Source organism: Anaerocolumna sp. AGMB13020 (assembly GCF_033100115.1).
Taxonomy (GTDB): domain Bacteria; phylum Bacillota; class Clostridia; order Lachnospirales; family Lachnospiraceae; genus Anaerocolumna.
Genome location: NZ_CP136910.1, coordinates 3,458,580 through 3,473,737, shown reverse-complemented (window position 1 = coordinate 3,473,737; position 15,158 = coordinate 3,458,580). Strand labels below are relative to the sequence as shown.

General features: G+C 38.5%; 17 protein-coding genes. 1 reads left to right on the top strand and 16 read right to left on the bottom strand.

Annotated elements, in window-relative coordinates; translation table 11 throughout:
- Positions 1-154 precede the first annotated feature (154 nt).
- Entirely contained in the window at positions 155-874 is a 720-nt protein-coding gene (locus R2R35_RS14290; protein WP_317730506.1) for a lysophospholipid acyltransferase family protein, read from the top strand.
- A gap of 165 nt (positions 875-1,039) precedes the next feature.
- Here R2R35_RS14290 and R2R35_RS14285 read toward each other — a convergent pair whose 3' ends face one another.
- The 16 genes from R2R35_RS14285 to R2R35_RS14210 form a co-directional block, all read right to left on the bottom strand.
- Positions 1,040-1,498, bottom strand: a complete 459-nt coding sequence (locus tag R2R35_RS14285; protein ID WP_317730505.1) for a hypothetical protein — start codon at positions 1,496-1,498, stop codon at positions 1,040-1,042.
- A 291-nt stretch (positions 1,499-1,789) separates the two neighbouring features.
- A complete protein-coding gene (locus R2R35_RS14280; RefSeq protein ID WP_317730504.1) occupies positions 1,790-2,314 on the bottom strand; it encodes a manganese catalase family protein in 525 nt (174 codons plus the stop codon).
- Positions 2,315-2,599: 285 nt separating this feature from the next.
- Entirely contained in the window at positions 2,600-3,277 is a 678-nt protein-coding gene (locus R2R35_RS14275; RefSeq protein ID WP_317730503.1) for a hypothetical protein, read from the bottom strand.
- 489 nt (positions 3,278-3,766) lie between these two features.
- Positions 3,767-4,480: a glucosaminidase domain-containing protein gene (locus tag R2R35_RS14270; protein ID WP_317730502.1), complete on the bottom strand. Its 714-nt coding sequence runs from the start codon at positions 4,478-4,480 to the stop codon at positions 3,767-3,769.
- Positions 4,470-4,880, bottom strand: coding sequence for a phage holin family protein (locus R2R35_RS14265; protein WP_317730501.1), 411 nt, complete (start codon positions 4,878-4,880; stop codon positions 4,470-4,472). Before R2R35_RS14265 ends, R2R35_RS14270 begins: the two co-directional genes overlap by 11 nt.
- A gap of 10 nt (positions 4,881-4,890) precedes the next feature.
- On the bottom strand, positions 4,891-5,307 hold the full coding sequence (locus R2R35_RS14260) for a putative ABC transporter permease (RefSeq protein ID WP_317730499.1): 417 nt from the start codon (positions 5,305-5,307) through the stop codon (positions 4,891-4,893).
- A 9-nt stretch (positions 5,308-5,316) separates the two neighbouring features.
- Positions 5,317-5,892, bottom strand: coding sequence for a hypothetical protein (locus tag R2R35_RS14255; protein WP_317730498.1), 576 nt, complete (start codon positions 5,890-5,892; stop codon positions 5,317-5,319).
- Between the two features lie 15 nt (positions 5,893-5,907).
- On the bottom strand, positions 5,908-7,491 hold the full coding sequence (locus R2R35_RS14250; protein WP_317730497.1) for a hypothetical protein: 1,584 nt from the start codon (positions 7,489-7,491) through the stop codon (positions 5,908-5,910).
- 1 nt (position 7,492) lies between these two features.
- Positions 7,493-8,056 (bottom strand): phage tail protein I, encoded by a 564-nt coding sequence (locus R2R35_RS14245; protein WP_317730496.1) that lies wholly within the window; start codon positions 8,054-8,056, stop codon positions 7,493-7,495.
- Positions 8,049-9,203: a baseplate assembly protein gene (locus R2R35_RS14240; RefSeq protein WP_317730495.1), complete on the bottom strand. Its 1,155-nt coding sequence runs from the start codon at positions 9,201-9,203 to the stop codon at positions 8,049-8,051. Before R2R35_RS14240 ends, R2R35_RS14245 begins: the two co-directional genes overlap by 8 nt.
- Entirely contained in the window at positions 9,193-9,480 is a 288-nt protein-coding gene (locus R2R35_RS14235) for a hypothetical protein (protein ID WP_317730494.1), read from the bottom strand. The genes R2R35_RS14240 and R2R35_RS14235 overlap by 11 nt, the downstream gene beginning before the upstream one ends.
- A gap of 9 nt (positions 9,481-9,489) precedes the next feature.
- On the bottom strand, positions 9,490-10,164 hold the full coding sequence (locus R2R35_RS14230; RefSeq protein WP_317730492.1) for a phage tail protein: 675 nt from the start codon (positions 10,162-10,164) through the stop codon (positions 9,490-9,492).
- On the bottom strand, positions 10,161-10,535 hold the full coding sequence (locus tag R2R35_RS14225) for a hypothetical protein (protein ID WP_317730491.1): 375 nt from the start codon (positions 10,533-10,535) through the stop codon (positions 10,161-10,163). The genes R2R35_RS14230 and R2R35_RS14225 overlap by 4 nt, the downstream gene beginning before the upstream one ends.
- 12 nt (positions 10,536-10,547) lie before the next feature.
- A complete protein-coding gene (locus R2R35_RS14220; protein ID WP_317730490.1) occupies positions 10,548-11,546 on the bottom strand; it encodes a phage late control D family protein in 999 nt (332 codons plus the stop codon).
- A complete protein-coding gene (locus tag R2R35_RS14215) occupies positions 11,546-11,746 on the bottom strand; it encodes a tail protein X (protein ID WP_317730489.1) in 201 nt (66 codons plus the stop codon). The genes R2R35_RS14220 and R2R35_RS14215 overlap by 1 nt, the downstream gene beginning before the upstream one ends.
- The gene (locus tag R2R35_RS14210) at positions 11,743-15,150 is read right to left on the bottom strand and encodes a phage tail tape measure protein (RefSeq protein ID WP_317730488.1); all 3,408 of its coding nucleotides are present in this window, start codon (positions 15,148-15,150) and stop codon (positions 11,743-11,745) included. The genes R2R35_RS14215 and R2R35_RS14210 overlap by 4 nt, the downstream gene beginning before the upstream one ends.
- Positions 15,151-15,158: the final 8 nt, after the last annotated feature.

Here is a 15,158-nt window from a genome sequence, read left to right as displayed (position 1 = left end):
TGCATGAATGTCAGATTAAAATGCATTGCATTTTTCAAACTACTATTTAAAAGTATCACAAGTATTTTGTGCTTATACAGATAATAGATTGAAAGAAAAGATAGTTTCAACATCCGGATAGAATGTGTGCTCAGGCATACAGATGGAGGTTACTATGGAAAGAATCTTGGTAATGGTATTAAGGAGCATCTTTCAGCTGCCTTACTGGTTATATCTATTAAACAAATATAAGAAACATCCTGAGAAATACAGTGAACAGACCCGTTATGCTTTTCTCCATCGGTTGACTGTGAAGGCCAACCGCCGAGGAGGGGTACATATAACCTGTACCGGGACCGAAAACCTCCCAAAAGAATCCGGTTATATCCTTTTCGGAAATCATCAGGGACTTTTTGATGCCCTGTTACTCCTGGAGACTCATGATAAGCCTTTTGCAACCGTATCGAAAATAGAAATTCAGAATATACCTTTCCTTCGGGATGTTTTCACTTTACTTGGTTCCAAGTTTATTGTCAGAGAGGATGTAAGACAGTCCTTAAAGGTATTAAATGAGGTTACAGAAGAAGTGAAACAGGGAAAAAATTATCTTATCTTTCCCGAAGGTACCAGATCCAAAAATGGGAATCAGATTCAGGAATTTAAAGGCGGCAGCTTTAAATCTGCCATGAATGCCAAATGCCCTATAGTCCCTATTGCTATTCTGGATTCCTACAAGGTGTTCGATACCCATTCCATCAAAAAGACCAGTGTACAGATTCATTATTTGAAACCTCTGTATTATGAGGATTACAAAGGAATGAAGTCAAACGACATCGCAGCTTATGTATCAGAAACCATTAAGAATAAAATAGCGGAATCCGAGGCTGTCCTTTAGTATATAATGATTTGTCCCGGAGAAAAAACCAATACGGGAATACGGTCAATTGTTCAACTAAATTATCCGTCAAATAAGTATTTCGTGTTTGAATAACAAAAATCATAAAATGAGATATGAAAAAAAGCTGTACGTAATGTATCAGCTTTTTTCCTTTATATATTATCATTCTTTTTCTTCTGTAACATCCTCTGTAGCATCAACAACATCATCTACAACATCATCTACAACATGAATGATATCTTCTACGACTTCCTCTTCCTCTGCTACTTCTTCTACTTTAGCACCGCAACTGGAACAGTAGGCTGCCTCTTTCGAAAGCTCAACGCCGCAGGTCTCGCATAATTTCGTTCCCTTTAAGCTCTGGATGTCTTTTTTTAACTGAGCTATTTTATCCATGGAGACGGTTATCTCTCCGCATAAGCCTTCATAATCATAATTCTCATCGGCTACATGTGCATTATAATAAGCACGGCCAATTTCAAGGTAGTTTTTATTTATTTTATCTTTTTCACTGCTTACCTGATTGCTGAGCTTTGCAATATCTGCCAGCTCTTTGGCTTTCTTTGATAATTCCTTGCCTTTTTCTGTAATAGTGCCGCTTACTTTTTCAAAAAAATCCATTCTATTACCTCCTGTATCCGCTTCTATCGGTTGTTATTTTGTCCGTATTGTCTGTCAACATTAGTATATGTCATATATAGTATCATAATTTGCAATAAATACAAGTATGTTTAGAGTTTTTTAATAATTCTAATATATACATAAACCTGCTGATTCAGCAGGTTTGTTCTCATAGAATATAATCCCTGTTCAGCCTTTTTAGGTTATTAACCCAGAAGATATTTTATATTGAAAAGGAAGGGAATACCCCTTCCTTAAAATTACTTACTCCTTGACCTTCTGAATGATTTCTTATTTGTCAAATGCCGGGTTGTAAGCATAGAAGTTCTTGGAATCCAGGTTATCCTGAACGATTCTTAATGATTCACCAAATCTCTGGAAGTGAACAATTTCTCTTTCCCTTAAGAATCTGATGGGATCAATTACATCAGGGTCTTTGATCATACGAAGGATATTGTCATAGGTGGTTCTGGCTTTCTGCTCTGCTGCCATATCCTCATGAAGGTCTGTAATCGGGTCACCTTTTGACTGGAATACGGTTGCACTAAAGGGTGTTCCGCTTGCTGCCTGAGGCCAGAGACCAACAGTGTGATCAACAAAATAGGTGTCAAAACCGGAAGCTTTGATTTCATCAATGGTAAGATTTCTGGTCAGCTGGTGAACGATAGCACAGATAATTTCCATATGTGCCAGTTCTTCCGTTCCAATGTCTGTTAATATTCCTTTTACTTCATTATAAGGCATTACATATCTCTGAGAGAGGTAACGCTGAGATGCTGCCAGCTCTCCGTCCGGACCTCCTAATTGCAATAGCATATAATATATTTACATTGATTGTGAGATGTGATAAATTAAAATATGATATACTAGAGTTGAAGAAGTTTAGCAATATTTGTTCATCCCCAATCCCCAGACGAGCGATGTCTGGGGACTTTTCTTTTTCTTTATCTGTTTTCCGAACATACAAATAGACACGATAATAAAAATACAAACATATCTCTGCGAGAAACATAGGAAAAGGTTATATGAATTATAAAAATAAAGACTGACCTTTTAAAGTCAATCTTTATTATAGGTATATAATGAGTAACTTGAACTTTCTTAATGCTGCGTTACTATTGTATCTTGTTCAAATAAAGAGTAGAAAAATGATGAAGGATTAGTTAAATTAAATGTCAAAGTTAAAACTCCTCCTACGGTTATTCCAACACTAGCTGTGCTTGATTGTACACCGATATCCCAAAACTCACCATTTACGGAATAATAAATGACATAAGAGCTTTGTAGATGAACATACACATTTCCAGTAAATGACTTAACAGTGCCACCACTAATTCTGTTCATCTCAACATTAAGTATCTGTATAATACCCATGTAACTACCAGATTCAGTGGTTTGGCAATAAAATACTAGTTTGGGTTTATAATAACTGTAAACGCTGTATAATTCTTTTGTTATTGTTCTGTAAGTAGTTGCATAAGGCGTTATTATTCCTGCTGTTTTTGCTGCAGAATTATTGGTGCTGCTTGAATCTGCTCCAAGAATTTTCTTTGCTTCCTCAATTGATACTTGATTTGATTTCGCATATTCTGTTGCTATCTCTTCAAAAGTTAATACATCACTAATAACAACATCCTCTGATTCAAGTAAGTTAATTGATTCCACTTTAGCGTTTTCTGGCGCTGTTTCAGTTGCAGCATAACTTTTCATAGGAGCACCTAAAGTAAATACCATAGCAAGTACTAGTGCAAAAGCAACGATTTTCATTTTATGTTTCATATTTATCCTCCTGTGTTTTATATTCAAATAATCAAAAAAATATTTTTGATTACATGATATCATTTACTTGTAGTTTCATTTACTCCTCTAATTACATTTATTATATTATGTATAATTAATAAAATCGTAAATACTATTAACAGTACAAAACCACTAAAAGATAAAATGTTAGTCAACTGAATAAAAAAAACACCAAACGAACTTGTTCCATATCCATTTGGGAATATACCAAATCGTGCTCTTTCTAAAAAAGAACTGTTTAACAATGATAGAATAATACTACCTAGAATACAATATAATAACTTTGTGTTTTTTTTCATAAATTTTAGCCTCCAAATACAATAGCAATTTTCCAACATTTGTTAACTTAGTAAGTCAATACTACTCTATTAGCCAAAAAATGTCAATAGACACAAATGTCTATTGACATAGTCATTTAATCTTTTCGAAATGAATTACCCAAATACTAATTTAACGCTCACCCATTGTTTAATTATTTGTACTAGCTACAAGTGCATTCTTTGTATTAGCTCCAACTCCCCAACCGGTTCCGGGTTTCCAGTCTAACTGTTTCCAATAAAGAAGCAATGCCGCTCTGGTCTTAGCTCCGTAATCTCCATCTACTACCAAGGATACAAACCCTTTAACTCCGGCCAGACAGATATTTAAATTGTGCTGTAGCCAGATTATTGATAGAAAGCTGGAATCTGGATTTATAGTACCTGTAGGAGGCTTAGGGTAGATAGCCTGCAAGTCATACTTCCAAAGGTCGTTGTCCTTAATCAGTTTAGTAAGCTTGGTAGTGTAGGATACATCTGTTGCCCATCCATTCTCTTTTATAAGGAAACAGGATTCCCTATAATCTGTAACCCCTTTAAGATTTTTGTATCTGGAGTAATTAAGGAAATCGTAATACCCTTTGATGCCTTGCGCAACATTGGCATACTTCCGGAACTTCGCCTTTACTGTATACCAGGTTTTATCTGTCCGCTGCTCTTGTGTAGAATATTCTTTATAGTCAGTTCCACATGTGCTTGTCCATTTCATACCAAAGTAATTGTGACAATCTTTCGCCAGCCCTGACTTACCCCAATTAGATTCAAGGATTGCCTGGGCAATTGTCATGCTCGGCAAAATCTTGTATGTAGGGTAATATTTTACCGCTGCAGCTCCGATCTGTGTGATAAGCTCTTTATTTGTCATTTTCAGTGTCCTCCTTATCTCTAATCTGCAATAAAGTTTCTTTCAGTTTATCTGGTATGGGTATTAATACTGCAGCATTTTCAAGCAAGCTTAAAGCCTCATTTACCACAAAAAACATGATAACAATCTCCCTTAGGGCTATTGCTTCTCCAAGAAGCTTCTGTATGGTCCAGGCTGTTGCAATAACTATAAAAATCATGATTTTCTTTAAAATCCCCTTAAAACCAATCTCTGAGGATAGGTTCTTTTCATAAATTCCTTTGATTACCCCTGTTGTATAATCCAAAATGACAAGTACTATGATTGTCTTAAGTAGTAAGTCGGAACCGCCTAGCCACTTACAAATAAAACCGCCTATAACTCCAAATATCATACTTATTGTGTTAAATAATTTTTCCATAAAAGTCCCCCTATAAAATTTTATAATGTGGCTTCTCTTCTTCTAATAGTCGGTATCGGATGAAGTCATCCAGGATGATTCCGGCCAGAGATAAGAAGAACCATAGGTTGGTATATAAGAGGCATACCTGCCCCATAAAATTATAGGGTACCTGAGAATAATCCCAGACACCCCAATGTAACCACTTATTAACTATTAAGCCGATTATAAGCTCCAGAAGCGTTATAACCAATGCAGATATAAACATCTGACTAATAAGAGCCATGTCCCACCTGTACAGCTCGTTTAATGCCCCTATGAGGACAAAACACAACCCACCTAAGATAAACATAGTCCAATGGCTATATCCCCTCCAGATAAGTTCTACAGCGAAATAAATTATTCCTCCGATTGCCCATAGAAAAAGAGCCTTTAAGAATTTTCTCATAGGCTCCTCCTAAAATTCTATAGATATTGCTAATACTTCCTTTTTGGTCTGTGCAGCATTTATCTGGGCTTCAATTGTCTGTTGGTGGCTTATTAAAGGTTTTACTACCGTAACAGCTTCAAAGGCTAGTTGTTTAATCTCTTCCAGTGTCCAATCGTATGTACAGGGTTCACCGGCAGCATTCCAGCTCGGCTGATACTCTATGCCTGCCTGTATTGCCATTTGTACTATAGCCATTTCTTGGGTAAGTAGAGCTTGCTTTTCCTTTGTTATGGTATACTGTTTTTCTGCTCCGCCATGACATTTAGAAGTGATGGGGTTGGCTTCTAAGTAGGTTTCAAGGTTTTCTTTACTTTTCGTGATCTGGTACGCCTTAAGCTGCTCCAGTGTTGCTGTATCTGGGTCTATTCCCATAATGTCGGCAAATACAGGTTCATGCGGTTCTATTACTGTGTTTATAGATACAATTCTTTTTCCGTTTGGTACTGTAACCCGCATTTTAGGTATTCCTACAGGCTCGTAAACGTCACCCTGCCCCTGGTATATAATTCTTCCAGTTGTGTCATAGACTATTAATAATTCCATAAAATTTCTCCTTTCTTATTCCCATGCCCAAAACGTAAAAGGCGAACCGTACTGAAAATTAGTTGTAATTATTTCGTTAATGTCCCCAGATGCAGGTCGCAGCGGTTGACGAGCATCTCCTGAATTTGATTCGGATTTACATGTGTAGACTCCATAAGAACTGGAATAAAATCCTTGTCTGAAATATATGGTAGTATATGCACCCCAAGAGTTTGAAGTTGCCATTAACAGCACAATAGATGGGACAAAGCTTAAATTCATTTGAGATACATGTACTTTTCTTCCCAAAAACGGACCTCCCTGCTCTGGCGAATACCAACTTACATTTTCCCCAGATGTTACCTGTCCCGTGGCATATCTTTTACCTGCTATAGCAGTTCCTACCATCCCACATATGTTTTTACCAGATAATATATTGGCTGCAATTAAGTCCGGTTGGTAGCTTCTTACCCAGTTCACACCATTACTATATTTTCCCGAAAGCCCATGTTGCATGTATAAATAATTGAGACCATCCCCTGAGCTAGCTCCGACTATTACCGAGGAAGCAGGTAATTGTCCACTGATATCAGGATTTACTATAGGAATTGTACCTGTTACTTTATTACCATTTGTATAAGCAATACGTCCATCCAATATACTGCCTGCGCCTGCCGTGGCATCCGAGGAAAAGGTGCCTGTACGGTTTAATATTTGTGCACCCGCTCTAATGTCGGCAGCTTTTATACCAAGCTTATCCGATAATAAACCATAGCTTACTTCTATTTCTGTATCTGGACTTACTGCATATAAATTATAATCACCGATTATATCGGGAAATTGTAGCCCTACCTTGCCACTTGCAGGAAGATTTATTACATCTCTTGCATTAAGGGTATGCCCGTCTTTATTTGGCATTGTACCGATTATTTTCAAACCCTTTACATAGGCTGAAAGATTCTCCAATAATCCCTCTGCAATCGCTGTTGCGTCTTCGGTATCCACTCCAGTTTCGATCTGTCCTATTGCTGTAGCAAGCTGTGCAAAGGTGGCTTCTGTAGGAATTGTTACTGTTGGGTCTATGCCAGTAATGGCTGTCTTAATTGCTTCTTTGCCATTACTGGCTGACCGAAAAGCCTGATCTGCTTTGTCCTTAGCTGCTTTTACCTCGGCCTTCGTTGCGAAAGCTGTAGAATCTGTAAGCAATGTAACATTAGCTGTATCTCCCACAATTACCGAAAGACCGACTACCTTTTCAACAATTTCGCTTGATTGAGGTGGTATATATTCAGCAAGACTCCCAGCATTTCCATAACAATATAAAATTTCACCTATGTCGGGATCTTGTGCAAAAATTCCAAGCTCTCTCCAGTAAAATCCTGTAGATATATCTGCATTTCTGAAATTCCCTTCAACCACGGCATAGCTTCCGCTTTTCGATACCTGTGTAACGTTTAAAGAAACTTTCTGGTCTATCAGGTTGTTTAAGGCAATTTGAGATTGTCCACCAAGAGAGCCGGAACCCATTCCAATCCGAGTAAAATTTAAGGCTGCACCCGCCAATACTTTCGATTGCAAGGCACGGCCTTTTTCAGTAAATAATATTGTACTAAAACTCACGTTATCCCTCCTGCTTCAGTCTGACTACGGTACCGGTCTGAAGCTTAAAACCATAATAAGTTTTCATGGTAGCCGTTAAGACAATGTCAATCGTATCCAGTATTGCTGTTTTTCGCTTTATGTTCTTAATTATGTCATTAAATTTCTGAATGTCCTCAGAGGTAATCAAAGGGTTTGAAGTCTGCACCTTGAAATGATGTGGATCACCATTATACGAATGCCATTCCTGAATCTTGCCCGAACCGAAGACCGTACTTATTAGTTCATCGACAACTGCCACCGTTCCGGCTTTTTGGTACCAGATAAGAGTATTAGCTATCAGCTGCCGCTTGACCGTAACTTCCAGATCGACGGAGTAATACTGTGTCCTTAGTTCAATTGCAAGATAATCCAACAAAGACTCGTCTACATTTTGTACATCGTACCAGATTGCTAGAACAGCAGCTCTGTTAAGCAATTTCTTAACTTGCCTATCCAGTGCATAACAGAAAGCTTTGGCTTCTTTGTCTTGCTTTAAGAAATTAGGAAGGACGCTTTCTAAATAACTGTCATGTAAACTAATCATCCTCAATTCCTCCATATTCCAAAGAGATTACATTTGCTATAGCAACCGTTGTATCTGTGATATCCAGATAAGTTGGCGATATTAATTCAATGCGTTTTACTCCGGCTTTCACAAGCAAATATTGCAAATGGAAAGGGTTAAGGTCTCTTCCTATTTTTTCTTTCTGCCAAGCTACATATTCATCTAATGCTGCTGTAACGGCTGCTTGTATTTTTACCGCATCGTCTTTGTTGCTGCGATTTATGTAATATGTTCCTGATACGTCATAATTAACAACATCCGGTGCAGTCACTGTTACAAGTTCCGTCATAGGCTTTATATTGCCATCTGACAAATATTCTTGTAATCCATTAAGAAATTCCATGTCTGGTATCATGCCATCTTTTAACAAGATTATCAGCTGGACAGTATCGTCTGCCGGGGTAATAACTTTTATATCCCCTATAGCAGCACTGTATGCCTTTGCCCAATATATATAAGCATCTTCCGGGCCGGCAGTGGAGTAACCGCTTGGTGCAAGAAAAATCTTTTCACGGAAACTATCATCAGACTGGATATCTTCTCCTCCTGTAGATTCCGTTATATTCGTAACAGCGGATATATAAGCTATTGGCTCAACAATCGTGTTAAGTTGACCGATAACATAACCATTGCCAACGGTACCCTCTGTCTGGCAGGTTGCAGATACTTCTAATTCGCTTGATCCGGCAGGTATTTCACTGTAATTGTCTGTTACAAAATATACTCCGTCACCGGCTGTAATCTGTGTTCCTGCTGGTATGGCGATAGCACTGTTTTGCACTTGGCTTAATGAAAATTTAATGGTACAGGTGGCTGCATTTGCAGGATTTCTCGTTATGCCCCTTGTGGCTCCCAGATTGTCCAGGTAATCACCAGAAGCATATTTAAGAAGATTCATTTTCCCCGCCTTCTCAATCGTCTGAAATGCCTGATAGATTTTCAAGACAGATGCATTCATTAGAATTCTGTATTTATCCAGTTCTCCTAATGTCTCGTACTCTCCCGTCAGCTCATAATATTTGTCTTGAAAGTCTGTTATCATTTCTTCTAATAGCGTATCTGCTGCTATATCTTCGATGAAGCTTACCTCTGGTAAATCATATAATTTCTGTATGTCATTCGCCACGGCTTACCACCACCTTTGCTTTTATTTTTCCATCCTCATACTCTTCAAAAGAAATGTCTTGCACTTCTAAGTCCAGGTATAAGCGTGCTTTTTTTATAAGTTCCACGCTGTACAAGGATTTTGCTGATTCCCGTGGCATACTTAGAAAGGACATGTCAATCCCTTTTTCCCGCTCCATCGGAATTGTTCCAACGGGTGTTTGAGAAAGGTTTATTAAATTTTCTACCTCCTCTTCTGTTATACTGTCATCCGTTGTCTGTATATCAATATCGTACATGCTCACCTCCTACTTATTCTTGGATGGATTTATCCATGATCCAGGAGAACCTTTGACCTTCGTTACATTAACCATCCCCTGAGATATGTTAAAAATATAATAGGTTCCTGGATAAACTTTTCCTGTTCGATTGACCGCGCTCTGGTTCTTGGCTTCTGGGGCTGTATAATAGCCTGTCAGTAATTTTTTTACCTTATATGTTTTACCAATTACTAAGGCAGATGATGCAGAATTTGTAGTCGTGGTCTTTTTTGTTGTAGTGCTGGTTGACTTTTTCTTTGGTTTGTCACTGGTTATGTATTCTGACAGTGTGACTGTGATATCCGCAGCTATTAGCTCTCCTTTGCTTAAAAAGGTGTTCCATGCTTCCGATACACTCTCAATCTTCCATTCATTTTTTCCTACCTGTTTACCGCCTATAACAAAAATATCATGGTGGCCGGTTTCAAGTAGTTTTCCCCATTTTTCTATTACTGTCAGAGGTTTAACCCCCAATGATGCATTCAAATGGATGTCCAGAGTTATGTTTTCTATTCCTGGAGATATAAACTGGGATATTGCTTTTTGTCCATGCCTGCTGTGTTCTTTCCATTCGGCAGTTCTGGTTCTTTTGAAATTACTAAAGGAGTATATTTTTTTCTTGCTTACCTGAAAAACGATTCCTCCATAACTACCAACGCTCAAGATACTCCTCCTTCCTCATGGCTCATGTTTCCTTTAACAAGAATGTTCTGAGCCTGCAAGGTAAGTGTCTTTGTATTCTTGTCATACTCGACAAAGGCGTCTATATCATAGTCCTTTCGTATAACTCCTTTTTTCCCGTTTGTGGGAAGGTTGGACTTATTATAAGGCTTTCCTATAACAAATCCCTGGGTATTGTCATTAGAAAGGAAGACCGCAATTACCATATCCCCAATGTTGGGAGGATTGTATTCGAAGCTCATTAGAGGTAAGTCAAAGGAAACTGAATCGTCCCTGTCCTCCTGGACAATCTTTATAGTACCGCTTTTATAATCAACGCTTTCAACAGTTCCTCTTCTTATAATGTCATTCATCCTCAATCCCCCTTAATATGATAATACTCTGTGCATCTGCAATGACACTGTGTAGCCGTCCGAAAAAGAATGCGTGACTCTGTCAATATAATACTTGCCATTGAATTTTCCGAAGCCGGTGATGTTGTAACAGGTACCTGCCACGTAGGAAGTGTTTCCTTTTAAATCAAGAGTTATGGTCCTTGCTTCTTTGTTGGCTTTCCGTAGCTTGGCTTTTGCTTTTATTTCTGCATCTGCGTAACTCTCAGCTTTTTCATTTACCTTTAAGATACGGTTTCCCTTGCTTTCGTTGTAAGCATAAGAAAGCGTCTTATTCGTCTTAGAGTCAGTGTACTTTATGCTGACACCGTGATAGATTCCTACTAATGTCCCGTTTAACTCATAGGTGCTACAATCGGATTTATCAAGAGTTCCGACAGCTTTCTTTTTCTCATATTCCACTTCACTAAAGATAATCAGTTTGGAATTAAAAAGTTTCATGGCTAGGCCATAGCTTTCACAAATCCCAAACAGGAACCGCATATCATCCTGGTCGCTCTGCTCCTGTTTATTGATTTTATAATCTGGAGCATCATAAACCAGAGAGATTCCGATTTTCTTAGCCATTCCTGACGCAATGCCTTTAACGGATGTTTTGTTCCATGTCTTGCTTTTCTTCGTAGAAGAGAAATCCGTATTTATAGGGCAAGATATCGCTTTTAGGTTAAAGGTATCCGGAGGCCCTTTAAAATCATAGTCATCAATCAGGAATTTCCCGCATTTTAACTTTTTATTATCACCGGGTTTGCTCCAGTTGTATTGATTTATGACAGCCTCTATATAATCGCCTTCTACAGGAAACCAGGCATTTAACCATTTCAGATTTTCATCAGCCAGGACGAGTGAAATAGTATCTGTTTCCCCGCTTGCCGCATCCGTGTAGGTCATCTGTCCAAGACGGTTTGTAATCTCTTCTGTCGCATTTTTTCCATTGTAAGACAGGCTTAAGGTTGCTTCTCTTACCGTTCCCATTATTTCCTCCAATCCGGTATGTCGTTCTCCTCCTCTTCGGGTAATTCTGGTACATTAATTTCGATACCTGCGCTAAACAGAAAGATGTCAAGCAGGTCATAGTTATTTTCCATTAACAGGCCGATGTACTTTGACGTTCCGTATACCCTAAAGCTTATCATGTCCCAGGTATCTCCCTGAACAGTTATGTATGTACTCATTGTTTCATATTCACCCTGCCTTCGCTCTTCTTATATTGTGCCATCATGCGATCAAACTGCGCTTGCATCTGTAACTGTGATTTTTCTATAACCTGTTGGACTTTCTGTATGTCTGAAGCATTTTCAATGTAGTAAGTATTTTCTATTTTTAAGGTTGGTTCACTGCTTATGTTATTGGTTGATGAACTATTGGATATATTGCTGTATGCTTGTGGAATATTAAACCCGTTACCATAAGCTGTATCCCGGTTAAACATTCCCAATATCTGTCCGGCCATATACCACAGGTCAATAGACCTTGGAGAGCCATCCAGTGGAATAGCAGCTTCCGGTCCTTCCTCGGCAAATGTTGTTAAGATAGGTTCATTTACTATATTTCCCTTAGCATTATGATGTATTTTACCGAATAGTTGATTATATAAGTCACTTGTTGGTATAGTTGAAATATCCGCCACATTACTTTTTGTGTTTATATTAAGTGGAATATTTATATTTACTTCTTTCTCAGCTTCTTCTATTAGAGCTTTCTTTGCCTCTGCCACTTTCGCAGTAATATTTGGTATTTCCGTATCTAATGAATTTATCAAAGACTCCGGTAATACTAGCCCAAGTTCACCAGCTTTTTTTATGATTTCCCGATATTCTTCATCCTCACCCATTTTAGAACCCAGCAACGAATAAATAGAATTTTCATCCCCTCCTAATGCACCTAGCATCAGAATGTTATTATACTCTTCCAATATTTCAGATGGTATATCTCTGTTTTCTTCAACATATGAGGACATGGTCTTTTCCAATTCCTCTTTTGTGGGTAATAGGTCTTTATAATTGTTAAGCAGGTTTTCTTTTGCTTCTTTCGATATGTTGATTTTTTTAAATTGACTTATCAGCATATTACTCATATAGTCGCTAAGTCCATATTGCCCTAAGCTGTTGCTATCTATAAGCCCCGCAAGTTCATCTTTGTTTTCTTCTAAGACGGTTTTTAAAATTTCACTTAATTGCGGTAATCCTGACTCCATTTCTTTTCCATAAGCTTGAAAAAGAGTGTCCGTGGCAAAATTAGACACTGTAAGATTTAATTCTCCGATATCCTCTAAGTAATTCTTTTTATACTCTGCAACTTCTTTATCATACTGATCTTTATTTATCTCTCCAGCCTTAAGCCGTACCTTAGAGTTAGCTATACTCATTGTAAGGGATTCATCGTATTCAGTTATTGTCGATTGGGCTTGTTCTTGCATTTCTGCCAGATAATTTTTAAAGCTGTCAGATGTTAGATCAGTTCCTAGTGTTTTAGTTCCCATAACTTCAAGCGTTGCTTCAAATTTACTCTGCGCCATCTGGCTAGTGATAGCAGACATTTGTTTTTGAAGATTGGATATTGTCTCCACTTCATCTATGGTAAGTAATCCGTCCGAGAAGGCATTATTAACAGCTTCTTGCAACTGCGTACCTAGACTTTCCAGGGCAGCTTGATTTTCCATATAGAATTTTTTCGCGCTTGCTTTAATGGCATTTCCTGACTCATCATCATCCGTAAGTACATCCAACGATAGGCTTAGAGCATATTGATTATCATCTAATAATTGCTGTGTATCTGTTATAAAACTTGTTATATCATTTTGATAAGAAGCACGTTCCTCTTCAGATAAATCGAGTCCTATTCCCACTTTCCAGTTAAGTTTATTTATTTCAGCTAAAGTGTCTTCTATGGTAAATTGCAGTTTTTCTGTACCTTCTTTTATATCTAATGATTCAGATATTTTTTCGAAATTGTTACTGCGTAACATTTCTGCTGCCATCCCATCCAAATCTTTCAAAGACAAAGATATATCGCCAAATCGTGAAGCCAGATCAGCTTCTCTTAACTCTTTTCTGGCGTTATGGACAGAGGTCGCAATCATTGCAATAGCACCAGCAGTGGCTCCAATCGCTAGTGCCCAGGGATTGGTAATTAAGCCCGTAAGTAGTTTTATAGGGCTTCCTACAGCTTTCACATTCTTTGCAATTTCCCCGATATTTTTTCCTACTTTGTATGTAACCATAGCTGCGCCAGTTGAGACGATAAAGTTCGGTATTAAATCTGGATTATCTTCTATGAGTTCGTAAACCGGCTCAATAAGATCCATAGCATTTTTTCCAAACTCTTTTACATTTGTTACAGCGGTAGGTAAAAATTCAGAGAAGGCCTTTTCAATGTTTCTGACTGTACTTTCTATCTCTGGCGCATGATCCTGAACAAAATCTCCAAAGGATTCCGCAAGATTACCTTTTGTCTCAGCTGCCAGAGCAGAGAGCGAAACAAGCGTATCACCAACCTGAACCTTCATAGCCTGAATCTTATTCTCTGTAAGGACATCAACATTTGTATAAGTGGAAGAAGCTGCAATATATTCCTTTTCCATACTTCCGGCATAAAGTGCAGCATCCCCAACTTTACTGAACTGTTCTTTTAAATTGTCCAGGTTCGCTATCATGGGCGCAATGGCAGAAATTGATTCACTGCCAAAAAGGTTCTTCATGGTGGAGGTCTGTTCTTCTTTGCTTAACTTATTAATTCGTTCCAGTACATCCACAATAGTTCCTTGGGAATCCATCTGCATATTCTTCGCAACTGTTTTCGCTTTAAGACCCAGCTTGTCAAAGCTTGCGTGTTGTCTCTTTGTAGCACTATCACCCGCAGCCAAGGCAAGTGTAAAGTTCTTAATACCGGTTGCCGATACATCGGCTTCAACTTTTGTCATGGATGCAGCCATAGCAGCAACGGAAGCGGCCGACACATTAGCCGTTCCTGCAAGACTTCCTACCCTGGTAATTACTTCACTGATTTTAACAGCACTTTCAGAGGTTGTATTTCCGAGATAATTCACCTGATCAGCAAGGTCTGTAACCTCTTTCTGGTTCATTTTAAGAGCAGTTCTCCAGGCGGCCATCCACTCACCAGACTGCTCTGCGGTGGAGTCAAAGGCTATTCCCATCTTAGTGGCGGTTTCGGTAAACTCTAATAGTTCATCTTTGGCAATATTTGATTGTCCTGCTGCCTCCATAATAGCTGCTATATTCTCGGCAGTCATCGGAAGGTCTTTCGACATATCCAGGATTGCATCCTTCATGACATTATAGGATTTGGTAACTTTTCCGTTGTCATCTTTCAGTCCGTCTACAACCTTTGCAACGCCAGCCATAGAAGTCTGCATCTCCTTCGAGGCGTCTGTTACATCATCGAAAGCTTCTTTCACTTTCACAGAAGCAAAAGCGGTGACCGCCGCTGCAGCCACCGTCTTTATTGTACTTCCCATGGAACCTAATTCACCTTTAATCTCGTTAACGCTTTGGGTAAGGGAATTGTCTACCTTACCGCCTATTCTTATTTGCAGTTCGTGTTCGGTTCTCTTCGACAATCTTACTT

Coding starts and splice junctions, on each gene's coding strand:
- R2R35_RS14290 (WP_317730506.1), top strand. CDS start 155: ATGGAAAGAATCTTGGTAATGGTATTAAGGAGCATCTTTCAGCTGCCT.
- R2R35_RS14285 (WP_317730505.1), bottom strand. CDS start 1,498: ATGGATTTTTTTGAAAAAGTAAGCGGCACTATTACAGAAAAAGGCAAG.
- R2R35_RS14280 (WP_317730504.1), bottom strand. CDS start 2,314: ATGCTATTGCAATTAGGAGGTCCGGACGGAGAGCTGGCAGCATCTCAG.
- R2R35_RS14275 (WP_317730503.1), bottom strand. CDS start 3,277: ATGAAACATAAAATGAAAATCGTTGCTTTTGCACTAGTACTTGCTATG.
- R2R35_RS14270 (WP_317730502.1), bottom strand. CDS start 4,480: ATGACAAATAAAGAGCTTATCACACAGATCGGAGCTGCAGCGGTAAAA.
- R2R35_RS14265 (WP_317730501.1), bottom strand. CDS start 4,880: ATGGAAAAATTATTTAACACAATAAGTATGATATTTGGAGTTATAGGC.
- R2R35_RS14260 (WP_317730499.1), bottom strand. CDS start 5,307: ATGAGAAAATTCTTAAAGGCTCTTTTTCTATGGGCAATCGGAGGAATA.
- R2R35_RS14255 (WP_317730498.1), bottom strand. CDS start 5,892: ATGGAATTATTAATAGTCTATGACACAACTGGAAGAATTATATACCAG.
- R2R35_RS14245 (WP_317730496.1), bottom strand. CDS start 8,056: ATGATTAGTTTACATGACAGTTATTTAGAAAGCGTCCTTCCTAATTTC.
- R2R35_RS14235 (WP_317730494.1), bottom strand. CDS start 9,480: ATGTACGATATTGATATACAGACAACGGATGACAGTATAACAGAAGAG.
- R2R35_RS14225 (WP_317730491.1), bottom strand. CDS start 10,535: ATGAATGACATTATAAGAAGAGGAACTGTTGAAAGCGTTGATTATAAA.
- R2R35_RS14220 (WP_317730490.1), bottom strand. CDS start 11,546: ATGGGAACGGTAAGAGAAGCAACCTTAAGCCTGTCTTACAATGGAAAA.
- R2R35_RS14215 (WP_317730489.1), bottom strand. CDS start 11,746: ATGAGTACATACATAACTGTTCAGGGAGATACCTGGGACATGATAAGC.